This window comes from Martelella sp. HB161492 (genome assembly GCF_013184775.1).
In the GTDB taxonomy this organism is placed as follows: domain Bacteria; phylum Pseudomonadota; class Alphaproteobacteria; order Rhizobiales; family Rhizobiaceae; genus Martelella.
This window is the reverse complement of sequence record NZ_JAATVV010000004.1, coordinates 127,014-149,847: the sequence shown is the minus strand read 5'-3', so window position 1 is coordinate 149,847 and position 22,834 is coordinate 127,014. Positions and strand designations below refer to the sequence as shown.

At 59.9% G+C, this 22,834-nt stretch carries 24 protein-coding genes; 7 read left to right on the top strand and 17 right to left on the bottom strand.

The features are described from left to right. The first annotated feature begins 35 nt into the window (after positions 1-35). From lepB to recO, 4 genes are all read left to right on the top strand, one after another. The gene (gene lepB, locus HCK86_RS08285; RefSeq protein WP_176083997.1) at positions 36-782 is read left to right on the top strand and encodes a signal peptidase I; all 747 of its coding nucleotides are present in this window, start codon (positions 36-38) and stop codon (positions 780-782) included. Continuing rightward, on the top strand, positions 782-1,489 hold the full coding sequence (gene rnc, locus HCK86_RS08280; protein WP_176083996.1) for a ribonuclease III: 708 nt from the start codon (positions 782-784) through the stop codon (positions 1,487-1,489). Before lepB ends, rnc begins: the two co-directional genes overlap by 1 nt. Before the next feature lie 98 nt (positions 1,490-1,587). Then, complete coding sequence (era, locus tag HCK86_RS08275; RefSeq protein ID WP_176083995.1) at positions 1,588-2,523, top strand: GTPase Era; 936 nt, start codon at positions 1,588-1,590, stop codon at positions 2,521-2,523. A gap of 34 nt (positions 2,524-2,557) precedes the next feature. Beyond that, entirely contained in the window at positions 2,558-3,316 is a 759-nt protein-coding gene (gene recO / locus HCK86_RS08270; protein WP_176083994.1) for a DNA repair protein RecO, read from the top strand. Here recO and HCK86_RS08265 read toward each other — a convergent pair. The 7 genes from HCK86_RS08265 to HCK86_RS08235 form a co-directional block, all read right to left on the bottom strand. Next, a complete protein-coding gene (locus HCK86_RS08265; protein WP_176083993.1) occupies positions 3,313-4,158 on the bottom strand; it encodes an MOSC domain-containing protein in 846 nt (281 codons plus the stop codon). The genes recO and HCK86_RS08265 overlap by 4 nt on opposite strands. A gap of 141 nt (positions 4,159-4,299) precedes the next feature. Continuing rightward, complete coding sequence (locus HCK86_RS08260; protein WP_176083992.1) at positions 4,300-5,187, bottom strand: mechanosensitive ion channel domain-containing protein; 888 nt, start codon at positions 5,185-5,187, stop codon at positions 4,300-4,302. Between the two features lie 90 nt (positions 5,188-5,277). Further along, the gene (locus tag HCK86_RS08255; RefSeq protein WP_176084199.1) at positions 5,278-5,781 is read right to left on the bottom strand and encodes a protein tyrosine phosphatase; all 504 of its coding nucleotides are present in this window, start codon (positions 5,779-5,781) and stop codon (positions 5,278-5,280) included. Between the two features lie 41 nt (positions 5,782-5,822). Then, positions 5,823-6,419 carry an HD family hydrolase gene (locus tag HCK86_RS08250; protein ID WP_176084198.1) on the bottom strand — a complete coding sequence of 199 codons (597 nt, stop codon included), beginning with the start codon at positions 6,417-6,419 and terminating at the stop codon, positions 5,823-5,825. Between the two features lie 40 nt (positions 6,420-6,459). Continuing rightward, complete coding sequence (locus tag HCK86_RS08245; RefSeq protein ID WP_176083991.1) at positions 6,460-7,296, bottom strand: folate-binding protein YgfZ; 837 nt, start codon at positions 7,294-7,296, stop codon at positions 6,460-6,462. Between the two features lie 224 nt (positions 7,297-7,520). Beyond that, complete coding sequence (locus tag HCK86_RS08240) at positions 7,521-7,778, bottom strand: hypothetical protein (RefSeq protein WP_176083990.1); 258 nt, start codon at positions 7,776-7,778, stop codon at positions 7,521-7,523. Between the two features lie 159 nt (positions 7,779-7,937). Further along, on the bottom strand, positions 7,938-8,378 hold the full coding sequence (locus tag HCK86_RS08235; RefSeq protein ID WP_176083989.1) for an NUDIX domain-containing protein: 441 nt from the start codon (positions 8,376-8,378) through the stop codon (positions 7,938-7,940). Positions 8,379-8,480: 102 nt separating this feature from the next. Between HCK86_RS08235 and HCK86_RS08230 the strand changes: the two genes are divergently transcribed. Continuing rightward, the gene (locus HCK86_RS08230) at positions 8,481-9,224 is read left to right on the top strand and encodes an SOS response-associated peptidase (protein ID WP_176083988.1); all 744 of its coding nucleotides are present in this window, start codon (positions 8,481-8,483) and stop codon (positions 9,222-9,224) included. A 12-nt stretch (positions 9,225-9,236) separates the two neighbouring features. On the opposite strand, the gene pssA is transcribed toward HCK86_RS08230, so the two are convergent. From pssA to HCK86_RS08210, 4 genes are all read right to left on the bottom strand, one after another. Beyond that, positions 9,237-10,106: a CDP-diacylglycerol--serine O-phosphatidyltransferase gene (gene pssA / locus HCK86_RS08225; RefSeq protein WP_176083987.1), complete on the bottom strand. Its 870-nt coding sequence runs from the start codon at positions 10,104-10,106 to the stop codon at positions 9,237-9,239. 1 nt (position 10,107) lies between these two features. Continuing rightward, positions 10,108-10,839, bottom strand: coding sequence for a phosphatidylserine decarboxylase (locus HCK86_RS08220; RefSeq protein ID WP_281409593.1), 732 nt, complete (start codon positions 10,837-10,839; stop codon positions 10,108-10,110). A gap of 143 nt (positions 10,840-10,982) precedes the next feature. Continuing rightward, the gene (locus HCK86_RS08215; RefSeq protein WP_176083985.1) at positions 10,983-12,866 is read right to left on the bottom strand and encodes an ABC transporter ATP-binding protein/permease; all 1,884 of its coding nucleotides are present in this window, start codon (positions 12,864-12,866) and stop codon (positions 10,983-10,985) included. Between the two features lie 172 nt (positions 12,867-13,038). Further along, positions 13,039-14,319: a LysM peptidoglycan-binding domain-containing protein gene (locus tag HCK86_RS08210; RefSeq protein ID WP_176083984.1), complete on the bottom strand. Its 1,281-nt coding sequence runs from the start codon at positions 14,317-14,319 to the stop codon at positions 13,039-13,041. Between the two features lie 180 nt (positions 14,320-14,499). Between HCK86_RS08210 and HCK86_RS08205 the strand changes: the two genes are divergently transcribed. Beyond that, positions 14,500-15,120: a TIGR00730 family Rossman fold protein gene (locus tag HCK86_RS08205; RefSeq protein ID WP_176083983.1), complete on the top strand. Its 621-nt coding sequence runs from the start codon at positions 14,500-14,502 to the stop codon at positions 15,118-15,120. A gap of 154 nt (positions 15,121-15,274) precedes the next feature. Here HCK86_RS08205 and rarD read toward each other — a convergent pair whose 3' ends face one another. From rarD to cysS, 5 genes are all read right to left on the bottom strand, one after another. Then, complete coding sequence (gene rarD, locus HCK86_RS08200) at positions 15,275-16,237, bottom strand: EamA family transporter RarD (RefSeq protein ID WP_176083982.1); 963 nt, start codon at positions 16,235-16,237, stop codon at positions 15,275-15,277. Between the two features lie 240 nt (positions 16,238-16,477). Then, positions 16,478-18,097, bottom strand: coding sequence for a citramalate synthase (cimA, locus tag HCK86_RS08195; protein ID WP_176083981.1), 1,620 nt, complete (start codon positions 18,095-18,097; stop codon positions 16,478-16,480). A gap of 53 nt (positions 18,098-18,150) precedes the next feature. Then, complete coding sequence (locus tag HCK86_RS08190; RefSeq protein WP_176083980.1) at positions 18,151-18,615, bottom strand: GFA family protein; 465 nt, start codon at positions 18,613-18,615, stop codon at positions 18,151-18,153. Further along, positions 18,612-19,106 carry a GFA family protein gene (locus tag HCK86_RS08185; protein WP_176083979.1) on the bottom strand — a complete coding sequence of 165 codons (495 nt, stop codon included), beginning with the start codon at positions 19,104-19,106 and terminating at the stop codon, positions 18,612-18,614. Before HCK86_RS08185 ends, HCK86_RS08190 begins: the two co-directional genes overlap by 4 nt. Positions 19,107-19,115: 9 nt before the next feature. Continuing rightward, positions 19,116-20,537 (bottom strand): cysteine--tRNA ligase, encoded by a 1,422-nt coding sequence (gene cysS / locus HCK86_RS08180; RefSeq protein ID WP_176083978.1) that lies wholly within the window; start codon positions 20,535-20,537, stop codon positions 19,116-19,118. A gap of 300 nt (positions 20,538-20,837) precedes the next feature. Here cysS and HCK86_RS08175 point away from each other — a divergent pair, with 300 nt between their 5' ends. Continuing rightward, a complete protein-coding gene (locus tag HCK86_RS08175; protein ID WP_176083977.1) occupies positions 20,838-22,013 on the top strand; it encodes an MFS transporter in 1,176 nt (391 codons plus the stop codon). A gap of 48 nt (positions 22,014-22,061) precedes the next feature. On the opposite strand, the gene HCK86_RS08170 is transcribed toward HCK86_RS08175, so the two are convergent. Further along, entirely contained in the window at positions 22,062-22,625 is a 564-nt protein-coding gene (locus tag HCK86_RS08170) for a DUF1349 domain-containing protein (RefSeq protein ID WP_176083976.1), read from the bottom strand. Positions 22,626-22,834: the final 209 nt, after the last annotated feature.

The following is a 22,834-nucleotide window of genomic DNA, read 5'->3' as shown; positions in this document are numbered from 1 at the left end:
GAATCCGAGACCCGAGGCGAGAAGGAAAGCACTGCGTGTCTGAAGAAGCCGAAAAGAACGAGAGCTCCCTGTGGAGCAATGTCAAGGTTATCATCCAGGCCCTGCTTCTGGCTCTGGTCATCCGTACGTTTCTCTTCCAGCCCTTTACCATTCCGTCCGGTTCGATGATGCCCACGCTGCTCGTCGGCGATTACATCTTCGTCAACAAGTTCTCCTACGGGTTTTCGAAATACTCGTTGCCCTTCGCGCCCAACCTGTTTTCTGGCCGGATTTTCGGCAGTGAACCGCGGCGCGGCGACGTCGTGGTCTTCCGTTATCCGCCGAATCCGAGCATTGACTATATCAAGCGCGTGATCGGCCTTCCCGGCGATCATGTCCAGGTCAAGCAGGGGATTGTCTATATCAACGGCAAGCCGGTTCCGCGTTCGCCTGATGGCACCTTCACCTCCGATTATCGCAATGATCCCGGCATCGATATTCCGGTCTATCGCGAGACACTCGATGATGGCGTGACCTATGACACGCTCGATGAGATCAATGGTTCGCGCGGTGACAACACGCGTGAGTTCATCGTGCCGGCTGATCATTATTTCATGATGGGCGACAATCGCGACAACTCGCTGGACAGCCGTTTCGACGTCGGTTTCGTGCCGGCTGAAAATCTCGTTGGCCGCGCCAGCGTCATCTTCTTCTCGCTCGGCAACGACACATCCTTCCTGGAATTGTGGAAATGGCCAGCCAACATGCGCTGGAACCGTATTTTCAAGGTGATCGGCGGCTGATGCGACACTCTCATGGCTCTGTCGACACTGCTGCAGTCAGTCAGCTTGTCGGTTTCGCATTCTCCGACAAGAACCGGCTGGCGCGGGCGCTGACCCATTCCAGTGTCGGCGGCGGGACCCAGGGCAATTATGAGCGGCTGGAATTCCTTGGTGACCGCGTGCTGGGGCTGACCATCGCCGAGCACCTGTTCCAGCGCTATCCGGATGCGAGCGAGGGCGAGCTATCCGTTCGCCTGAACCAGCTCGTCAGTGCTGAATCCTGCGCCAGGATTGCCGACCGGCTTGGCCTGCACCGCTTCATCCAGACGGGGCAGGATGTGAAAACGCTGACCGGCAAGCGGGTGCTTGGCATTCGCGCCGACGTCGTTGAAAGCATCATCGCTGCGATCTATCTGGAAGGCGGGCTGGAGCCGGCGCGTCAATTCGTGCTGACAAACTGGAAGCCATTGCTTGAGGAAGGTGTTAACCTCAGGCGGGACGCCAAGACCGAGCTGCAGGAATGGGCCCATGCCCATGGCGGCGAGACGCCGGTCTATACGGTCGAGGATCGCTCGGGCCCTGATCACGAGCCGCGTTTTACCGTGAAGGTGACGGTAAAGGGACTGGCTCCGGAAACGGGTATTGACCGCTCCAAGCGGGCTGCAGAGCAGGCCGCAGCGACGCGCCTGCTCGAACGCGAAGGCGTCTGGTCGGACGACAAGGCATAAGGCATCAGCTCTGTGCGTGTTCCGCAGGGAAGAGCGCAGAAACCACAAGAACAAGCGGTCCGTTGTCAAGAACACGGACCCCGCCAAGGGCGTTTGAAATGTCTGAAGAAATTGAGAATGAGAACCGGGTCGTTCCCGAAGATGCGCGCCGTTCCGGTTTTGTCGCGCTGATCGGGCCGACCAATGCCGGCAAATCGACGCTGGTGAACCGGCTTGTCGGCGCCAAGGTTTCGATCGTCAGCCATAAGGTGCAGACGACCCGGGCCATGCTGCGCGGCATTGCCATTCATGGCGATGCGCAGATTGTCTTCATGGATACGCCTGGCATCTTCAAGCCGCGGCGGCGGCTTGACCGTGCGATGGTGACGGCGGCCTGGGGTGGCGCACGTGACGCAGACCTGATCGCATTGCTGATTGACAGTGAGCGCGGTATTCGCGGCGATGCCGAGGCCATTCTCGAAGGGCTGAAGGAAAACCGTCAGCCGAAAATCCTGATCCTCAACAAGATCGACCGGGTACGGCCGGAACAGCTCCTGAAGCTCGCTGCCGAAGCCAATGAATTCGTGGCTTTCGATCATACATTCATGGTTTCTGCTGCCAATGGCTCGGGCTGTGATGATCTGATGGATTATCTTGCCACCACGCTGCCCAACGGGCCGTGGTATTATCCCGAAGACCAGATTTCCGATCTGCCGATGCGTCAGCTGGCAGCTGAGATCACCCGCGAAAAGCTGTTTCTGCGTCTGCATCAGGAACTGCCCTATGCTTCCCATGTCGAGACAGAGAAGTGGGAAGAGCGCAAGGATGGCTCCGTGCGCATCGAGCAGGTGATCTATGTCGAGCGCGACAGCCAGAAGAAGATCACTCTTGGCAAGGGCGGCGAGGCGATCAAGGCGATCTCCACGGCGGCACGCAAGGAGCTGAGCGAGATCCTGGAGCAACCGGTGCATCTGTTCCTGTTCGTCAAGGTTCGCGAGAACTGGGGCGATGATCCGGCGCGGTTCCGTGAAATCGGGCTTGATTATTCGGAATAGGTGAGGCCGGTGCTTGAAAGCCGGTTGACGGCCCATGGAGTGGCATGACGAAGGCATCGTTCTCGGTGTCCGCAAACATGGTGAGACCAGCGTCATCGCCGAATTGATGACGCTTGCCCATGGCCGCCATCTCGGCATGGTGCGCGGCGGGCGTTCGCGTACCCTGAGGCCGGTGCTGCAGCCGGGAAACCGTGTTTCGGTGAACTGGCGGGCGCGGCTTGACGAGCATCTTGGTGAGTTCCGTGTTGAGCCTCTGGTTCAGCGCGCCGCGTTTTTGATGGAACATGCGACGGGTGTCTACGGTGTCCAGGCCATGGCGGCGCTGCTGCGGCTCTTGCCGGAGCGGGATCCGCACCGACATCTGTGCGAAGCGATGGACATCATCATCGACAATCTGGCCTCGGCCGAGGCGGCTGGCGAACTCTATATCCGCTTCGAGATCTCCGTTCTGAACGAGCTTGGCTTCGGCATGGATCTTGAAAAATGTGCCGCCAGCGGTACACGCGAGGATCTCGCTTATGTCTCGCCGAAAACCGGCAGGGCGGTCTGTCGCAGTGCGGGTGCGCCTTATGCGGATCGCATGCTGCCGCTGCCATCCTTCCTGCAGCCGGCCGTCAGCGTCGCCGCTGACCGCGACGGTCTTGCCGAAGGCTTTCGTCTCACGTCTTTCTTCCTCAACCGGCATGTTTTCGAGCCGCGCGGGATCAAGGCCGATACCGCTCGCGACAGCTTTATCAATGCGGCGCTGAAAGCGCTTGCTGCAGATGAAATCTCTTCCGGAAGAGAAGCTTAGCCGCGTTTCTTGAACTGCCAGACCGCATCGCGCATTCCGGTGATCACGGCCTCGTCGCCGACTGACAGCAGACCGCTTTTGCGCGGAACCGCATTCCAGCCGAACAGCGGCCCGGGAACCCGGCGGTCGGCCGACATGCGCAGACGTCCCATGGCCGGCATCGGTGAGGCAATCTCGCGCGAACCGGTTGTCTGGTCCTGCGTGGTCATGATGCAGCGGGCGCAGGGTTTGACGAAATCGAGCACCACATCGCCGATCGTCAGGCCGGTCCAGCCGTCTTCCGCAAAGGCGTCATCGCAATCGACAACGATATTGGGGCGGAAGCGCTCCATGCCGACGGTGGCTTCGCCATGGGCGGCCAGGTCGTCATTGAGCGCGGCGAGCGAACCGGTGGAGGTGACGAGGATCTGGTAGCCATCGGCGAAGGAAACGGGCGTGTCGCTATCGACCCAGTCACGGCTGGCGATACGGGCCGAATGCGAATCGAAGAAGGCAAGCCGGACCGGACGCTCGAACCATTCGGATAGAATGGCATCGGTCGCATTGTCGCTGAGCGCGGCGGAGAGCCTATCTTTCCAGACCGTGACATCGAGACGTTCCTGTCCGGGCAGGGCGACAACAGACCCCTTTTCCGCCATCGACAGGGCGAGACCTCCGGCAAGCGGTGCGACGGACAGCCGGGCGAGGGCGGGGAGCTCGCGCTGGGTGATGAAACGGCCATCGGGCTCGATCAGCAGCGCGCGCCGGTCACCGTCAAGCCCCATCGGCCCGCAGGCGGCGCGGCTGACACCGATGCCTCTTGCACTCTTCATCGGATAGATGTTCAGCGCTGCGATCTTCATGGTCATTCCCCAAATGTTTACAGGCGTCCGGTTTCGCGTTCCAACCTCTGGCTGTCAAGTGAGACGGTCGCCCGGAATAAGGAAAAAGCCGGGCCACGCGGCCCGGCTTGATCATTGCTATCTGCTGAGGTTTTGTCGCGATCAGTTCTGAAGGCCGTCGGGCGACATCAGCTCTGCAGGCTTGTCTTCCGCCTTGAGCGTCGACAGCGTCATCTGCGGGAACGGGATCGAGATGCCGGCGGCGTCGAAAGCGTTCTTGGCATTCTTGGTCATCTCGCGGCTGGTCGGCCACCAGACGGCTGAGGACGCCCAGTAGCGCAGCGTGATCTCGACAGCACTGTCACCCAGATTGGACACGAAGCAGTCCGGGGCAGGATCGGTCATGACATTCTCGTGCTTTTCCGCAAGATCCATCAGGATCGTGATCGCGGTGTCGATATTGTCTTCATAGGCAATGCCGACGACGAGATCGAAACGGCGCGTCGGCATGCGCGAGAAATTGGTGATCGGGACATTCCAAAGCGTCGAATTCGGTGCCAGTCGATACATGCCGTCCGGTGTCTTGAGCTCGGTGGCAAACAGACCGATCTCCATGACGATGCCGTTGATCGAACCGGTATCGATATATTCGCCGACGCGGAAGGGGCGCAGGACAAGCAGCATGATGCCGGCCGCGATATTCTGCAGCGTGCCCTGCAAGGCCAGGCCAATCGCCAGTGCCATGCCGCCGAGAGCGGCGACGATCGAGGCGGTCTGAACGCCGAACTGTCCGAGCACCATGACGATGACGATGACAAGCACGGCATAGCGCGTCACGGCGCCGAAAAAGCCGGCCAAGGTCTGATCAACATTCTTCAGCCGTGCCATGGAGACCTTGACAGAGCGCTGCAGAATGCCGGCAACAATCCAGCCGACAATCAGAAGGATGATCGCGCCGATCACCGAAAACGTATATTGCGCGATCAGGGCATAGACGAAATTCGCAGCATCGCCCGAGGCTTTTATGAACTCTTTGGCCTGTTCTTCCATTGAAATTCCTTATCTTCTGAGACTTGACGCAACTGAATGAGAAAGGGCGTGCTCGCAGAACGCCTGAAACAATGCCGTTCTATTTTTGCACTATTTTGTGTCAGAGTTTAACGCCTCGCCGGCGTCAAAGTTCAGCAGAAAGGGCAGATTTTCGCCGCAATCGGCGCCCCGGCCGATCATGCGCACTGCTTCTGTAAGGCGATTGCCACGTTCTAGCCGTTGATCGGCGAGACCGACCAGCCGGCGATTCGGCGTCGCCGAGGGCGATGCGGAGCGAAGCGCGGTGACGAGGGCGCTTTCATCAAGGTCCGGATTGACGGCGAGCGCTGCAATCAGCGCGGCGGCAGGCGAGCGCGAAACGCCCATCCAGCAATGGATCAGAAGCGGCGTCTTGCGATCCCAGGCGCGCGCAAAGGCGATGATCTGGTCCACATGGCGCGCATCCGGGGCAATCAGGTCGCCGGTTCCCTTGAAGGCTATGTCATTCATGTGAAGGACAAGGTGATCTTCAGCGGCGATCAGTCCGGGGCGGTGAAAGTCATGACCGCCAGCCATCAGGCTGATCATTCGCGTGCAATGATGCTTCGCCGCCATTTCGCCGATGCGCGACAAAGGAGCGACGGCAATGGTTGCGTTCACTGCGAAGCCTTCGCTTTCTCCGGGGCCTCGCGGCGCAATTGTTCGATCTCGGAAAACCGCATGAGAAAGGCAGCCTGGGCGCTGGCGGTCGTCATTGGCTCGATTTCCAGCATGTCGCGGGTGATGCCGTTCGGACGGCCGAAATATTTGAGTGCCTCGGCCTCGGAGAAGCCGGCTAGCACGGTCGCCTCGAAAAAGGCGGCGATGCGGTCAGCCGTCTTGATCCTGGCCTTCAGGGCGGTCGTCGGATGGGGCGGCAGGCCGAAGCGGATATGAATGGCACCTTCCAGACGCTTCTCGACCGTCTTGTAGCCGCCACCGACAACCGATTTGAAGGGCGAAATCATATCGCCGATCACATATTCCGGCGCGTCATGCAGCAGAGCCATCTGCTGCTGCGCCGGCTTGGCCGCCTTGTTGCAATGGCAGAAGATCTTCTCGACGATCAGGCTGTGCTGGGCAACCGAATAAGCGTAGTCACCCAGTGTCTGGCCGTTCCAGCGGGCAACGCGGGCAAGGCCATGGGCGATATCCTCGATCTCGACATCCAGCGGAGAGGGGTCGAGCAGATCGAGCCGGCGTCCCGACAGCATGCGCTGCCAGGCGCGGATATTGTCCTGTCGCACCACGGCTTCATTCCCCGCTTTTTGTTGGCGCGAAAGCAATGCCGCTCCAGGCAAAGGGCGTGACGGTGACGGCAACATCGTCCGCGGTGATCGGCTGGCCTGCTGCCTCGGCATCGCCGACACGGTCGATGCGCACGATGGCAAGGCCCTCAGTTCCGGAAATGGTACCGAGCGTGCCGACCGGCTTTCCCGCAGCCATCAGCGCCGTGCCGCTTGCGGCCAGCGCCGTGGGGGCACCCACATGCGCCACGCGGCGGCGAGCCGTGCCGCGATGCTGCATGCGCGACACCACCTCCTGGCCGACATAGCAGCCCTTGGTGAAGGAGAGCGCACCGTTCCTGTCCATCAGGACATCGTGGGGAAAGGCGTCCTGCGGGGGATAATCCCGGTTCATCTCGGCCACACCGGCCTGAATGCGCAGCTGCTCATAGCCGGACACGGCGTCGCCGGTGATTCTGTCTGGCGCGGCAGCGCGAAAGAGTTCGATGCCGGCTCTGGCAAATCGCATGTCACGGCAGGCCTCCGCGGAGGCCGTGCTCGTCACGACGATGCCGTTGCCGGGCTCAGGCGCAATCGTCACCTTGGCGCGCAGGCGATAGATCATCAGCCGCTTCACGAGGGCGTCGACGTCGGCAGTATCAGTTTCGACAACGAAACCGTCGCCGTCACGGGCGATGAGAAAATCAAACCAGATCTTACCCTGCGGCGTCAGAAGCGCCCCTGGCCAGGCTTCACCCGGCTGCATCGAGCCGACATCGGTGGTGACAAGATTTTGCAGGAAGTGCTCCGCTTCCGGGCCACCAATGGCAATGCGGCTTCGTTCGGCAAGATGGAAAATCGCCATGCTGCATCCTCGCTGAAAACTGTTCACTCGTGAAAACCGGGACATGCCAGTACAGAATCGCCTGAGCGGGTGGCATTCGCAAGGTCAAGAAAAAGCGCCTTGCGGCCGCAAGGTCAAGAGCGGGGTGCGCCGGTCATGCTATTCGAATCGATCAACCGATCTCTCCGCGCCTTGGGGAACGCGGAGCGATGGTGATACGGTCAGATATAGTTACAGGTAAAGCGTCACTGAATGACGCGGCTCGGAGAGAATTCACCGGCAAGCATGCGCTCACGCAGCGACTCCAGCATGGCTTCTGCGCCTTCTTCACCGATCATGCGCACAGTTTCACGCATGGCGAGCGCCAGCGCTGCATCGGCAATGATCTCCGGCTCGATGCCGTCTGCCATGCCGTCGGCCCATGCTTCGTTCTGGTATTCCAGCGCCGCCTGCATCTTCTCGCGTACGATCATATCGTCGATTTCATTGGCGTTGGGCTTCATGCTCATGTCCTTGTGGGGCAGTTGGCAGTCTTTTTTAGGTTACGAACACCATTCTAGACAGTTTTTCTATAAAACTGCACTCCTGACTGCTGAAAAAGTTAAAAAGAGGTTAGCGTGATGCTTTGTTGCACCTGTCTTTCGCAGCGTGTTGCAACTGGGTTACGCTGTTGGCCTGCCTGTTGCGGGCCTTTCCCGGTCGAGCTTCTCGACACATTCAAGCACGCTTGCCGGTACGGGCAGGCCGCGCACCTCAGCGGCCGAGAACCAGCCAAGTGCAGCAGCGTCATCGGCTGCCACCGGTTCGTCATCTGCGCCTGTCGTTGCGACAAAAACGCTCAGGCGAAACCGGCTGGTGATCGTGCCATCGCGATCGCGATCGATCAGGTCATAGACAGTGAACGGCGCGATCGTGTCAGCCTTCAGTCCGGTTTCTTCCCTGAGTTCGCGCACAGCATTGTCCAGCGGGCTTTCACCGGCTTCTGCCTTGCCGCCGGGAAAGGCATACATGGCCTTTGCGGGCGGATTGGCTCTCAGAACCAGAAGAAACGTGTCGCCGCGGCGGACGATGACCGAAGCGGCGGCGATGGAAGCGGCTGTCATGAAAAACTCCTGCGGGATGCTTTGCAGTATTAGCCCTGCTTGGCGCCGTGCTCAACCCATCCGGTCTTGCCCTTGATGCACCAATTGTGGAATTGTCGGGCCATGTGTGGTCGTTTTGGTCTCATCTCTGATCCTGCCTCTGTCGCAGCCTATTTCGATCTGACAGCGATCGAACCTTTTCCGCCGCGCTATAATATCGCGCCGTCGCAGCCGGTGCTGATGATTGCCAATGCCAGCGACGCGCTGGGGCTGCGCGGCGAGGGGCGGGCGGCCTTTCTGGTGCGCTGGGGGCTGATCCCAGCCTGGGTGAAAGATGCCGGTGATTTTCCATTGATGTTCAACGCCAGGGCGGAGACAGCGGCGACAAAGGCCTCGTTTCGCGGTGCATTGCGCCATTTCCGTTCACTCGTGCCCGCGTCCGGCTTTTTCGAATGGCGCCGACAGGAGGATGGCCCCTCTCAACCCTTCTGGATCAGGCCGCGTGACGGCGGTCTGATGGCCTTTGCCGGACTGATGTCACCGTGGATGGGCGCCGATGGCACGGAGGTCGACACCGGTACGATCCTGACGACCAAATCCTCCGGGATTGTCCGGAGCATTCACGAGCGTGCACCGGTGATCATTCAGCCGGAGAATTTCGAGCGCTGGCTTGATTGCCGCACGCAGGAGCCGCGTCACGTTGCCGACCTGATGAAACCGGTGGCCGAGGATTTCTTCGAGGCGATCCCTGTTTCTGCGGCGGTCAACAATGTCCGCAATATGGGCGAAAACCTGATTGAGCCGGCAGGGCCTGCCGAGATCGCGCGGCCGCGCGCAAAGAAGAACGGCCAGCTTGATCTGTTCTGAAGCCGTTCAGGCTCAGAAATCGAGATCGAGCCGGTTCTTCTCGTCGCGGCTGCTCTGCTCTTCGTGATGGGCATCGCTTTCCATGACCAGCGTGCCATATTTGCTGTGCCAGGCACGCGCGCCAAGCGGCAGGCTGGCCAGATAGAGCAGTGAACCGGCAATCAGCATGTGCCACGGGTAACCCGCCAGAAGCGCCAGAACCAGAACCGCCACCAGCATCATCGGCAGTGCCAGTTCGCGGCGTATCTTGATGCCGAAGCTCTTGCCGGACCAGACGGGCAGGCGGCTGACCAGCAGAATGCCGATGATCACGGTGAAGACCGACGCGACCAGCGCCATGGTCCGGCCTTCCACAAGTCCGAGGAAGCCGAGATAGACCGGCAGCAGCACAACGATCGCGCCGGCAGGCGCCGGTACGCCGACAAAGTAGGACCCCTGCCAGCTGGCCTTGTGCTTGCGCTCGGCCATGACATTGAAACGCGCGAGGCGAAGCGCTGCGGCGATGGCATAGAGCAGGGCAGCAATCCAGCCCGGCGTGCTGGCGTCATGCAGGATGTACATGTAGCTGACCAAGGCAGGCGCGACGCCGAAATTGACGATATCGGCAAGCGAATCCATCTGTTCGCCGAATTTTGAGGTCGCTTTCAGCAATCGTGCCGCTCGCCCGTCAATACCGTCCAGCACGGCGGCGATCAGCAGCATCAGCACCGCCTGTTCAAACCGGCCTTCAAAGGCCTGGCGAATGCCGGAGAGCCCTGCGCAAAGCGCCATCACGGTAATCAGATTGGGCAGGATCAGGCGGACCGGAATTTCGCGCAGGCGCGGTCCGCGCGATCCGTCATCTTCGGCGATTTCGCCGCTATGCTCTGGCTCTGTGCTCATTTCAGCTACGGCGTCCGAATACGGCCGGTTTGGTGTCGTTGAAGGCTGCGAGAACCGTTTCGCCGGCGACAGCGGTCTGTCCCATGGAAACATGCGGCGTCGCACCTTCAGGCAGGTAAACGTCCAGGCGTGAGCCAAAACGGATAAGGCCGAAGCGCTCGCCCGCATCCAGCGGCTCATTCGGCGAAACGAAGCAGACGATCCGGCGTGCGATGAGACCGGCAATCTGAACCACGCCAATGGCGCCATGGGCCGTTTCGATCACCACGCCGTTGCGCTCGTTATCTTCGCTCGCCTTGTCGAGTTCGGCATTGATGAATTTGCCGGGGCGGTAGTGGATCGAGCGGATGTTGCCGCTCATCGGTGCCCGGTTCACATGGCAGTTGAAGACGTTCATGAATACGCAGATGCGCAGCATCGGTTCATCGCCGAGGCCAAGTTCAGCCGGTGGAACGGCCTGCCCGACCGACGAAATCCGGCCATCAGCGGGGCTGATAACGAAATCGGCGTCCTGCGGAGTGACGCGTTCGGGATCGCGGAAGAAATAGGCGCACCAGAGCGTCAGGATGAGACCGATCCAGAACAGCGGTTCAAACAGCCAGCCCAGAACAAGTGTCGCGACCAGAAAGATCGCGATGAAGGGGTAGCCTTCCTTGTGAATGGGAACGATAGACTTGCGGATCGAATCGTAGACGCTCATACGCGTAAAACTCCGGGCATTCTGCCTTTGCAATAATCGCCGAAGTTTAGCGGTTCAGCCGCCGGATTGAAATGGGCGTGCCGCCAATTCCACCAAATATCGCCGCTCCGCCGCTGGCAGCGGGGCGGGCAACGCCGGCCACAGCTAGCGGGCGTTGCCAGTTGTCAGGCGCGCGGTCAGCGCGCCGGATCCATGCGCATGATGATGCCCATGTCGTCGCTTTCGCGAACCTGACGCAGATGTTCCTCGGCAAGGCTCGCCTCGCGCTGGCGCTCCCACATCTGGGCATAGAGTCCGTTCTGCTCCAGAAGCGCAGCATGGTTGCCACGTTCGGCGATCTCACCGCTCTTCAGCACGATGATCTCGTCGGCGCCGATCACGGTGGAAAGGCGGTGGGCGATGACCAGAGTGGTGCGGTTTTGTGACACGACATCAAGGGCGGCCTGAATTTCCCGCTCCGTATGGGTATCAAGCGCCGAGGTCGCTTCGTCCAGCACCAGGATCGGCGGTGCCTTGAGGATGGTTCGGGCAATGGCAACGCGCTGCTTCTCGCCGCCGGAAAGCTTCAGGCCGCGCTCGCCGACCTGGGTTTCCAGCCCCTCGGGCAGCTGCTTCAGAAAGGCGCCGATCTGCGCCAGTTCCGCAGCTGCCTGCACTTCCTGATCAGAGGCAGAGGTGCGGCCATAGCGGATATTGTAGCCGATCGTGTCGTTGAACAGCACGGTATCCTGCGGCACCATGCCGATTGTGTTGCGCAGGCTTTCCTGGGTCACGGCGCGCAGGTCCTGCCCGTCAATGCTGATCGAGCCATCTGTGACGTCATAGAACCGGAAAAGCAGGCGCGAGATCGTCGATTTTCCGGCTCCTGTCGGTCCGACGATGGCAACCGTCTTGCCGGCCGGCACATCAAAGGAAACGCCCTTCAGGATTGGCCGGGCCGGGTCATAGGCAAAATGGACGTCCTTGAAGGAGATGCCGCCGGCGCTGACGTCCAGTGGCGCAGCATTGTCGGCATCGGCCACTTCCGGGTCGACTTCGAGAATATCGAACATCTGCTCGATATCGGTCAGACCCTGGCGGATTTCACGGTAGACCGAGCCGATGAAGTTGAGCGGCACGGCGAGCTGCATCAGCATGGTGTTGATGAAGACGAAATCGCCGATCGTGTGCTGGCCACTCATGACCGAGCGGGCCGAGAGTACCAGCATCACTGTCATGCCGATCCCGAAAATCAGGCCCTGGCCGAAGTTCAGCCAGCCAAGCGAGGTCCAGATCCGGGTCGCAGCCTTTTCATAGCGGGCCATGGAGCTGTCGAAGCGCTCCGCTTCCATCTCTTCATTGCCGAAATATTTCACCGTCTCGTAATTGAGCAGCGAATCGACCGATTTGGTGTTGGCGTCATTGTCGCTCTGGTTCATCTCGCGGCGGATGGCGATGCGCCAGTCGCTGGCGACAATGGTGAACCAGACATAGGCGAACACGGTGACAGCGGTGACGGCCAGATAGATGAAGCCGTAGGTGATCCAGAAAATCAGTGCCACCAGCACGAATTCCAGCACGGTCGGCAGCGTCATCAAAATGGTGAAGCGAACGATGGTTTCGATGCCCTTGGTGCCGCGTTCGATGATGCGCGACAGACCGCCGGTCTTGCGGCTCAGATGAAAGCGCAGCGACAGCTTGTGCATATGCACGAAGACGCGGTGGGCAAGCTGGCGAACGGCATACTGGCCGACGCTGGCAAAGAGCGCGTCGCGCAGCTGGTTGAAGCCAAGCTGGCCGATCCGCGCGACATTGTAGCCGACCACCAGAGCGGTCGCTCCGGTAAAGACCAGCGGAATCATGGCACTCGGGTGCAGTTCACCCGTCAGCGCATTGGTTGCCCATTTGAAGAAATAGGGCACGAGCAGAAGCACGATCTTCGCCAGTACGAGAAAGAACGACGCATAAAGAACGCGCCGCTTCAGATCTTTCCTGCTCGACGGCCAGATATAGGGCCAGAGATTGGCAAGCGTCTGGATCGGATTGGCGGAATCCGCCGAAACGGTTTTGCGGTCAGCCATTTAAGATTGGTCCCCGGTCGCAAAGGCGACCTGAATTTGATGCTAAGAAAGGCAAGGCGCGCCTTCCGGCACGCCTCGGTCAGCCCGTGAGATAGGGCGCTGTTGAACTGATTGCAATGGCTGCCGCCACAAAGCCGCCGGATTGTCGCCGGCTTTGCTCAGGCCGGAGGCTTCAGTTTCCGGTTTTTTCCGGCAGCTTATATTCCGGTCCGACCGGCAGGCCTTTTTCAAGACGGCGATGCAGTTCCTCGGCCTCGCCGATCGGCAGCGGCTGATCCGGCACGGAGAAGACCTGACCGGGCAGGATCAGGTTGGGGTCTGCGATCTGAGGCTCATTGGCAAGGTAGATGGTGGTGTAGCGCACACCGCGGCCATAGACCCGCCGCGAGATGGTCCACAGATTGTCGCCCTTGCGGATGATCACCGAATTGTCGCTGGCCTGCAGTTCCGGCTGCACGAAGGTCTGGGTGCCCGAAGCATCGGTGGTCGCGTCATTTGCCGGTGCTTTCGCGACTGCTGAAACCTGATTGCCTTCCGGGCGGTCGAAGGGAACGGAAGCGCGGGCAATGACATTGCCGTCCTTGTCGAGCATATCGACGCGGATCTGGTGGCGGCCGACGGGAATATCGATCGTTGCCTGGATGACGAAGCTGCCCTTGGCGTTGACCGTGTCTTGCGCAGCGAAAGCATTGTCGACATAGCCGCGTACAGCTGCATTGGCGGTGCCATCGCCGGCAATATAGAGTGTGCTGCCTTCGATTTCGACAGCGCTGATCCTGACGCTGGCATCAATGGCGGGCTTTGCCGCGCTGGTCTCCGCCGGAGCCTCGGCGGCCTTGGTTTCAACATTGACCGAATTGAGTTTGGTGTCCGCGTCCCCGGTCGTTGCCGGCGCGTCCGGCGTGGCATTTTCCGCAAGTTTCGTCGGTTCGGGCGCTTCCACAACCTGTGTCGGCTTGTCCGGTTCGGTGATCACCGCCAGAAGGTCCTTTTTGTCGTCACCTTCGGGGATTGCGATGGTCGCCGTCTGCTGCGAACGGGCGCTGCGGCCATCCGGCATCGAGACATTGAGATAGATCTCGTGGTTGCCGGGCGGCAGCGGCTTGTCGATGATGGCGACAAAATCACCACTCTTGTCGACATCCGAGGCGGTGATGACCTTTTCACCTTCCTTCACTTCCAGCTTGCCGTCGGGCTCGGCAGAACCGGCGATCACGGCCGTACCGTCAGGTTCGACACGCAACACGTCAAAGGTCGGGATGCGGATACTGGTGGTCTTGTCTTGTGTTGCGGCAGGCGCCGGCTTTTCAGCCGTTTCAGTCTGGGGTGCCGGAGCTGGAATCGTTGCCGCTGCATCATCCTTCTGCGACCTTATCGTGAAGAAGATGACTGCGGCGATGATGAGCAGAAGCGCTATCACAGCGACGACCACGAGTGGCCTTTTGTTTTCCATGGCGAACTCCAGAAGCGACACAACCAGCCCGGTAATAAGTCTGAAACGCTAGCGAGACGCAACGACGAGTACAAGACCTGTTTGTGCAATGCAGGCCTTTTGGCCAATGCGAATTGCCATTCTCCTGCGGTTTTGCAATTGTCGTGATTGGATAACAACAAGAGAGTTTATTTCGAAGCGATGAATAAGAGCAGTGATACGATTCGGCGCATCTGCGTCTATTGCGGGTCCCGCCCGGGCTCAAATCCGGACTATATGGCTGCTGGCAAGGCTTTCGGCACAGCGATCGCAAAGGCCGGATTCGGCCTTGTTTATGGCGGCGGAACCAAGGGGATCATGGGCGCTGTTGCCGAAGGGGTGCTGGAGAATGACGGCCATGTGGTCGGCATCATTCCCGAATTCCTCGTTGATATGGAGGCCACCCGCCACCAGCTCGAAAAGCTCGATGAACTGATCATCACGCCGAATATGCATGTGCGAAAACACAAGATGTTTGAACGGGCAGATGCCTTTGTTGCGCTGCCGGGCGGAATTGGCACGCTGGAGGAGATCGTCGAGATCATGACCTGGGCGCAGCTCGGCCGTCACGACAAGCCGATGGTCTACGCCAATATCGATGGGTTCTGGGACCCGATGATGCAGCTTATTGATCACATGCGCGGCCAGGGCTTCGTTCACACCGAAAACCAGGTCAAGCCGATGCTGATCGATACGATTGCGGAAATTCTGCCTGCCATCACGGCACACTGGGCCGAACGCGAGAACCACAAGGGCGAGCAGGGAATCATTGAGCGCCTCTAGCGCATCGGCTCGAAAATCGGAATCGATTTTCAAAAAGAACGATGCGTCGATTCAACAAGATAGGGTGTCCTGCTGCGTCCAAAAGGACGCAGGGCGCTCTAGGCTGCATGGCGAGCGATGCGCAAAGGCGGCGCCGCGGGTGCCGCCTTTTGGGTCACTGTCGGGGCGTCCTGCGGTGGTGAACGGCACGCAGCGTCGAGATCGAATAGATCACAAGTGCTGCCCAGATCAGCATGAAAGCGAACAGCTTGGTCATGCCAAAGGGTTCATGAAAAATGAACACGGCAATTAGGAAAACTCCCGTTGGAACAATGTATTGCATGATTCCGATGGTAGAAAGCCTGAGCAGTTTTGCGCCATTGGCATAGATGATTAGCGGGATCGCCGTCACCGCGCCGCAGCCGATGAACAGCAGTGGATCGCGCCATGTGCCATCGAAGAAATGGCCGCGGCCCGTCACTTCCAGAAACAGGATATAGAGGCCGCAGGGGATCGACAGAAGGATGACCTCGAGCGTGAAGCCCTGATTCGGCTCCATCGGAACGGTTTTCCGCAGCAGTGCATAAATGCCCCATGCGAAAGGCAGCGCGAGTGCGACGATCGGCAGGCGACCGGCCTGGACGGTGAGGATCACGACGGCGAGCACGGCAAGACCGATCGCGATGATCTGGCCGCGGGCGAGTTTCTCCTTCAGCACGATCGCGGCCAGCGCGATCGAAAACAGCGGATTGATGAAATAGCCAAGTGCGGCATCGATGGCGTGATCATTGATGATCGCCCAGACGTAAACGCCCCAGTTCAGCGAAATGAACACCGAGGAAAGGGCAATCATCCCAAGTGTGCGCGGTGAGCGGAAGGCGGCCTTCAGCTCGTCGGTCTTGCCGATGATCATGAGAATGATACCGGCGAAGGGAACCGACCAGATGATCCGTTCGGCGATGACTTCGAGCGCCGGAAGGTGTTCCACCAGCTTCAGATAGAGCGGCAGAATGCCCCACATCAGATAGGCGGCGAGCGCAAAGGCAAAGCCGCGCGGTGAATCGCCATTGCCGGCCTGCGGTCCGGCAGACTTGGCTGCGGCGGAAATCTCGGCAGAAATATCAGTGGCGTCGGTCATGGATACATCCAATCGCCGCTGACGCATCGCCGCGGCCAGAAGAAATGCCGGAAGCTTATTTTTCGGCATTGTGTCGTGAAAACAAATTGTTGGCGCGGATTTCTCAAATGAATTCGAGTTGTCCGCGGCAGGCCGTGGCTGGCGGATGAACGCTGCCAGTATCGCTGTATCGCATTTAACGCCACAGCCTGCCTTGCGCTATTTCATAATCGTTGCTGATCAATCACGATTATTGATCGATCATTCCGCCGCGAGCAGGCCTGCCAGCCTGCGGTTTTTCATCAGCTTGAACACGACGGAATCCATCAGCGCCTGGAAGGAGGCATCGATGATGTTTTCCGAGACACCGACAGTCCACCAGCGCACATCGTCATCATCGATGCTCTCGATCAGTACTCGTGTGATGGCGTCCGTGCCGCCATTGAGGATACGCACCTTATAGTCCGCGAGCTTCAGATCGGCGATCTCGGACTGGTACTTGCCAAGATCCTTGCGCAGGGCCTTGTCGAGCGCGTTGACCGGGCCGTCGCCCTCCGACACCGACATCACGGTGCGGTCATCGATCTCAAGCTTCACCACCGCCTCGGAAACGGTCTTGATCCGCCCGTGGCTGTCGTAGCGGCGCTCGACCATGACGCGGAAGCTCTCAACGTGGAAGAAGTCCGGCACGCTGCCGAGCGTGCGGCGTGCCAGAAGTTCGAAACTGGCGTCAGCGCCTTCATAGGCATAGCCGGCTGCCTCACGTTCCTTGACGATGGAAATCAGCTGGTCGAGGCGCGGATCGGCTTTAGAAACCGCGATACCTCTTTTCTTCAATTCATTGATAAAATTAGATTTTCCGCCCTGATCGGAAACCATGACGCGGCGGCTGTTGCCGACCATGTCCGGGTCCACATGCTCATAGGTCTTCGGGTCCTTGAGCAGGGCGGAGGCGTGAATACCGGCCTTCGTGGCAAAGGCGGAAGAACCGACATAGGGCAATTGCGGATCGGGCGCGCGGTTCAAAAGCTCGTCAAAGCTGCGCGACAAGGTCGTCAGTTCGGTCAGGGCTTCGGCATCGACGCCAAGCGTGAAGCGGTCAGTGTAGCGCTCCTTCAGTGCCAGTGTCGCGGCCACGGTGAGAATATTGGCATTGCCGCAGCGTTCGCCGATCCCGTTCAGCGTTCCCTGCACCTGGCGAACGCCGGCGCGGACCGCGGCCAGTGAGTTGGCGACGGCCTGGCCGGTGTCGTTGTGGGCATGGATGCCGAGATTTTCGCCCGGAACGGCATGGGCAATCACATCGGCGATGATCTCGCTCACCTCGTCGGGCTGGGTGCCGCCATTGGTGTCGCACAGCACCACCCAGCGGGCGCCGGCCTTGTAGGCGGTGCGGGCGCAGGCGAGAGCGAAATCGCGATTGGCCTTGTAGCCATCGAAGAAATGTTCGCAGTCGATCAGCGGCTCCTTGCCCGCCTCAAGCGCTGCTTTGACCGTCTCTGAGATGCCGGTGAGGTTTTCCTCATTGGTGATGCCGAGCGCCACCTTCACATGGTAATCCCAGCTTTTGGCGACGAAACAGGCCGCGTCGCTTGCCGAGCCCAGAATGCCGGCAAGGCCCGGATCATTGGAGGCGGAAAGTCCGGCGCGCTTGGTCATGCCGAAGGCGGTGAGTTTGGCCGAGCCTGTGCGCTTCCTGGCAAAGAAAGCGGTATCCGTCGGGTTGGCGCCGGGATAGCCGCCTTCGATGTAATCGATCCCGAACCGGTCGAGCATGTTGGCAATGGCGATCTTGTCTTCGACGGAAAAGTCTATCCCCGGCGTCTGCTGGCCATCGCGCAATGTGGTATCGAACAGATAGATGCGTTCGCGTGTCGACATGGTCTCGGTCTCCGTCCCTAATGTGCCGTCCGGGCTTTTCGCCCGGTATCGTTTCAGGCGCCCGTTTCGTCTGTGGGCGGCCAGCTGTCTGTGTCGTGATCGGGGTGCTGGTATGAGACGATTTCCGTTTCATCCATGCTTTGCTCTGCTTTCGGCGCGTCGAACAGCGTTTCGATCCAGGGCAGGCGATGGTCGTAATTGACCTGCACCTGCGGCGCGAAATGCTCCGGTTCGTCAAAGGCGCCAATGGCGAGTTCCACCCCGCCGGGGTGCTGATAGGTCAGAGGCGTGCCGCATTTTTCGCAAAAGCCGCGCAGGATCTTTGCCGACGAGCGAAACAGCCTTGGCTTGCCGCGCGTCCATGTCAGATGCGCGATATCGGCGGAAACGAGAGGGCCGAAAAAGCTGCCGAAGGCCTTCTGGCACATGCGACAGTGACAGATCGAAGGCCGGCCGAGATGGGATGCGCGAAACCGGATCGCGCCGCACTGGCATCCGCCGGAAAATGTCTCGGTCATGATCGGGGTTCCTCCGGCCATTCTTCAGTGTCGTGATCGGGATGCTGGTGGTTGCTGCGGGCGATCGCTTCGAGAAGGCCCGGATCCATCCCTTCGGTCGTCAGGTTTTCGGGCCGGGAGGCGAGCAGGTGGAAGAAGGGAAGGCGCGATTCCACCCCTTCCTGCGTCTCCGGCGTGACGGCCGACGGATCGTCGAGGCTTCCGAGCGTGATGCAGATCTCTGCCGGATCAAGCTGCCGGTAGATCAGCGGGGTGCCGCACGCGCCGCAGAAGCCGCGCAAGACGACGTCGGAGGAATGATACCAGCGCGGCTCGCCGCGGGTGAAGACAAAGTCCTCTTCGCGCGCAAAGGCCAGTGGCATGAAATAATTGCCCGCCGCCTTCTGGCACATGCGGCAGTGACAGATATGCGGCGCCTTAGGCTTTCCCGTGATGCGGTATCGCACCGCGCCGCACTGGCATCCGCCGGAGAAGGTAAGCGATTCAGTCATGATCTTTCCTCACCGTTTCACCTCCCAGGTGGTGACACGCTCGCCGGTCTCCTTGTCCTTGCCATCCTTGAGAAGGATACCCTGACCGGCGAGTTCATCGCGAATACGGTCGGCCTCGGCCCACATCTTGTCCTTGATGAGGGTGAGGCGCTCGGCGATCTTGGCTTCGAGATCACCGGTAGCGGCAGCATCAAGCGTCCTTTCGGGCGGAAGCACGCCGAGAAGGGCTGCGCTGGTCGCGAAAACACCGAGCTTTGCCGGATCGGCATTGGCCTCCTGGGCAAGGGCGTGCAGACGCTGGATGGCGGCAACCGTGTTGAGATCGTCCGAAAGGGAATCAAGCACGGCCTGATCCGGCTGTGCCGAGCGCTCCGCGGTTGACGGCCATTTCGCCAGAAGCCGTTCCGCCTCTTCCAGCCGTTTGACGGAAAAATCGATCGGCTCGCGGTAATGGGTCATCAGCATGGCGAGACGCAGCACTTCGCCCTGCCATTTGCGGCCGCCGAAATTGTCCGTTTCGAGCAGTTCGTGGATGGTGAAGAAATTGCCCTCGGATTTGGACATTTTCCGCCCCTCGACCTGAACGAAGCCGTTATGCATCCAGACATTGGCCATCACATCGTTCTTGTGGGCGCAGCAGGACTGGGCGATTTCGTTCTCGTGATGCGGGAAGATCAGATCCAGTCCGCCACCATGAATGTCGAAGGTCTTGCCGAGATGCTTTTCCGACATGACCGAGCATTCGATATGCCAGCCCGGACGGCCGAAGATATCGGCAGGTGCTCCATTGTCGCTGAAGGCCGCCAGCCAGCCGGGCTCATCGGCAGCACTTTCCTTCCACAGCACGAAGTCGGCCGGGTTCTTCTTGTGCGCTTCAACGGCAATGCGGGCGCCGGCCTGCTGATCATCGAGATTGCGCTTCGACAGCCGGCCGTAGTTCGGCATGGAGGGAACCGAAAACAGGACCTCGCGGCCTTCCGTCCCTTGCGCGACATAGGCATGGCCTTCGTCGATCAGCGTCTGGATCATCGCAATCATGCCGTCGATATGCTCGGTCGCGCGCGGCTCCACATCCGGCGGCAGGGTGCCGAGAGCAGCGATATCCTTGTGGAACTGGTTGGCGGTCTTTTCCGTCACGCGGCGGATGGCCTCGTTCAGCGCCAGATCGGGAAAATCGCGCTTCGCGCGCGCATTGATCTTGTCGTCGACGTCGGTGATGTTGCGGACATAGGTGACGTGGTTTTCGCCATAAAGGTGACGCAGCAGCCGGTAAAGCACATCAAAGACGATGACGGGCCGGGCATTGCCGATATGGGCGAAATCGTAAACGGTCGGGCCGCAGACATACATGCGCACATTCTTGGCATCGATCGGCTCAAAGGCCTGTTTTTCGCGCGTCAGCGTATTGTAGAGCTTCAGGGCATTGCCCATGGTCTGTCTCCCGAAATCCGGTTGGTATGCATATTCCAATGGCAGCGGCCCCGGCCGGGTCGTCTGTCGTTATCTCGGATTTTGAGGACAAGAACGGCCGGCCAGCTGAAAAGCTAGCGAATAATGATGCAGCAAATGCAAAGGGCCGTGTTCATGGTTGTTCTTATGCCTTGCGGGGTTGCATCGGTCAAGACAAAAGGCGTCGGCGCTGCCTTGCCCCGGGCATGGGGCCATGCATTGGCGGGCATGTGCCTTGCAAAACTTGCATTGATCAAGAGCGGCCGTCAGGATTAGTAAGGATTGAAACAATCCTCCCTGGACCTTGCCGTGCTGACCTCCCAAACTCTCTTTCGCCTGCGTCTCGCTGCGCTCATTACTGGCGTTTTCCTGATTGGTGCCAATTCCTTCGTTCTCTCGCCAATCCTCTCCGATGTCGCTGCCGCGCTTGACACCACGCCGGTGGCCGCCGCGCGCGCCATTTCCGCCTTTGGCGGCGCGACGGCGATCTCGGCCCTGCTGCTGTCAGCGATGATCGACCGGATCGGCACGCGACTGGTGCTGATGGGGGCGGCGATCGCCATGGGGATCGCCTTTATCGGCTCGGGCATGAGCAGCAGCTGGCAGATGCTCTCAGCCTTCCAGGCGCTGGCGGGGCTGTCGACCGGCATGCTGCTGCCGGCCATCTACAGTGAGGCCGTGGAAATCGCGCCAGACGGGCAGGGATCGCGGATCATGGGCGTGGTGCTGTCTGGCTGGTCTGTCGCCATGATCGCGGGCGTGCCGATTTCGGCGCTTCTGGCTGATTTTCTCAGCTGGCGCGTCGCCTATGGTTTTCTGGCTGTTCTGGCGCTGGCCGCAGCCTTTGCCTATTCCGGTTTCAAGGATCGCAAGCCTTCAGAGCGCCGGCCGGCCGTGCCGCGCCGTCAGGCCCTGCATTTGCGCGGCGCCAAGAAGCTGCTCGGGATCTGCCTTTGCTTCATGACCTCATTTTACGGCAGCTATGCCCTGCTTGGGGATCAGGTGCGGACTGCACTTGGTGTCAATGCCACGCTCGCCAGCACCGTTGTCATTTCCTATGGGGCCGGCTTCGGACTTGGCGGGATACTTGTCCGTCTGGTGGACCGGATCGGGCCGGCGCGGGTGCTGCCGGTGGCGCTGTGCTTCTCGGCGCTGCTCTACGCCGCGCTGCCGGTCGCGACGCAGGGCATGCTGACGGCGATCCTGGCGACATTCCTGCTCGGGATCGGCAATCACTTTGGTCTCAATCTCGTCGTGCTGCGGCTTGCCGGTCTCAATCCGGCCGCGCGCGGCACGCTGCTTGGCCTCAATATCACCGCGACCTATGTTGCTGTTTTCTTCGGACCGCTGCTGATGGGAGTGCTCTATGGCGGGCTTGGATTTGGCGCGGTCGGGGCGCTGGCCTTTGTGCTTTTGTCTGCCGCCGCTGTGCTGGCCTTCCAGACCCGCAAAATCTGAGCGTCGGGTGCCGCGCGGTCAGCGCGGACCGGCTTGCGGCTTCTGCCGTCAGTCATGCAATGCGCGTGAAATAGCGGGGCCGATCGTGAAATCGCGGAAATGAACCTTCAGTCCGGCGCGTTCAGGCGTACATGCCATCGGGCCGATGGTCGCTGCATCTGCCGGGAACGGCGAGAGCCGGGCCATCTGCCAGTGACCATCGCCGAGATGAAACTGGATGCGCACGGCGTCGTCATGACGTGTAATGCGGATGGAAACGGGTGTCTGCGGTGTGGCCTCGGGCAGGGGAATGACTGACCAGTCCGAAATGCCATTGGTGACGACGGTCGAAAAATGCATCAGCCCGTCGGTATATTCGATGCCGGCCTTGATCCAGTATTGCGCACCGATCCGCAACATCATGCCGGCCTGGTCGTAGAGTTCGGCATAGTCGGCCGTGACGGTAAGGCTCGCCGAGAAATCGCCGGATACGGGTGACAGCAGGCAGTGCCCGTTATCTCTGGTAAAGCCGTAAAATGTCGTTCGCCAGAAGTCGGATCCCTTGGCTGTCACAAGGGTCAGATCGGCCGCATCACCAGCCCATTCGGCTGGCTCATTCAACCAGGTCAGCATGCATATCTCCAGATCAGCTGAATGTTGTGTCCGGGGAACTGTGGCACAGGACGCAGTCCGGGTCACCTCATCGCGGAGCGTTTGGCCAATCGGGACATCAAACATGTATAAAATGGATTAAGGCAACTGTATTTGATAAATTTACCTGTATATTAAACTATGTCAGTAATATATAACGTAAATTTGTGGCATGAATACAATTATTGAGA

Bases quoted from the DNA above. Each gene is read 5' to 3' on its own strand.
- rnc (WP_176083996.1), top strand. From the start codon at position 782: ATGCGACACTCTCATGGCTCTGTCGACACTGCTGCAGTCAGTCAGCTT.
- era (WP_176083995.1), top strand. From the start codon at position 1,588: ATGTCTGAAGAAATTGAGAATGAGAACCGGGTCGTTCCCGAAGATGCG.
- recO (WP_176083994.1), top strand. From the start codon at position 2,558: ATGGAGTGGCATGACGAAGGCATCGTTCTCGGTGTCCGCAAACATGGT.
- HCK86_RS08265 (WP_176083993.1), bottom strand. From the start codon at position 4,158: ATGAAGATCGCAGCGCTGAACATCTATCCGATGAAGAGTGCAAGAGGC.
- HCK86_RS08260 (WP_176083992.1), bottom strand. From the start codon at position 5,187: ATGGAAGAACAGGCCAAAGAGTTCATAAAAGCCTCGGGCGATGCTGCG.
- HCK86_RS08255 (WP_176084199.1), bottom strand. From the start codon at position 5,781: ATGGCGGCGAAGCATCATTGCACGCGAATGATCAGCCTGATGGCTGGC.
- HCK86_RS08250 (WP_176084198.1), bottom strand. From the start codon at position 6,419: ATGCTGTCGGGACGCCGGCTCGATCTGCTCGACCCCTCTCCGCTGGAT.
- HCK86_RS08245 (WP_176083991.1), bottom strand. From the start codon at position 7,296: ATGGCGATTTTCCATCTTGCCGAACGAAGCCGCATTGCCATTGGTGGC.
- HCK86_RS08240 (WP_176083990.1), bottom strand. From the start codon at position 7,778: ATGAAGCCCAACGCCAATGAAATCGACGATATGATCGTACGCGAGAAG.
- HCK86_RS08235 (WP_176083989.1), bottom strand. From the start codon at position 8,378: ATGACAGCCGCTTCCATCGCCGCCGCTTCGGTCATCGTCCGCCGCGGC.
- HCK86_RS08230 (WP_176083988.1), top strand. From the start codon at position 8,481: ATGTGTGGTCGTTTTGGTCTCATCTCTGATCCTGCCTCTGTCGCAGCC.
- pssA (WP_176083987.1), bottom strand. From the start codon at position 10,106: ATGAGCACAGAGCCAGAGCATAGCGGCGAAATCGCCGAAGATGACGGA.
- HCK86_RS08215 (WP_176083985.1), bottom strand. From the start codon at position 12,866: ATGGCTGACCGCAAAACCGTTTCGGCGGATTCCGCCAATCCGATCCAG.
- HCK86_RS08210 (WP_176083984.1), bottom strand. From the start codon at position 14,319: ATGGAAAACAAAAGGCCACTCGTGGTCGTCGCTGTGATAGCGCTTCTG.
- HCK86_RS08205 (WP_176083983.1), top strand. From the start codon at position 14,500: ATGAATAAGAGCAGTGATACGATTCGGCGCATCTGCGTCTATTGCGGG.
- rarD (WP_176083982.1), bottom strand. From the start codon at position 16,237: ATGACCGACGCCACTGATATTTCTGCCGAGATTTCCGCCGCAGCCAAG.
- cimA (WP_176083981.1), bottom strand. From the start codon at position 18,097: ATGTCGACACGCGAACGCATCTATCTGTTCGATACCACATTGCGCGAT.
- HCK86_RS08190 (WP_176083980.1), bottom strand. From the start codon at position 18,615: ATGACCGAGACATTTTCCGGCGGATGCCAGTGCGGCGCGATCCGGTTT.
- HCK86_RS08185 (WP_176083979.1), bottom strand. From the start codon at position 19,106: ATGACTGAATCGCTTACCTTCTCCGGCGGATGCCAGTGCGGCGCGGTG.
- cysS (WP_176083978.1), bottom strand. From the start codon at position 20,537: ATGGGCAATGCCCTGAAGCTCTACAATACGCTGACGCGCGAAAAACAG.
- HCK86_RS08170 (WP_176083976.1), bottom strand. From the start codon at position 22,625: ATGCTGACCTGGTTGAATGAGCCAGCCGAATGGGCTGGTGATGCGGCC.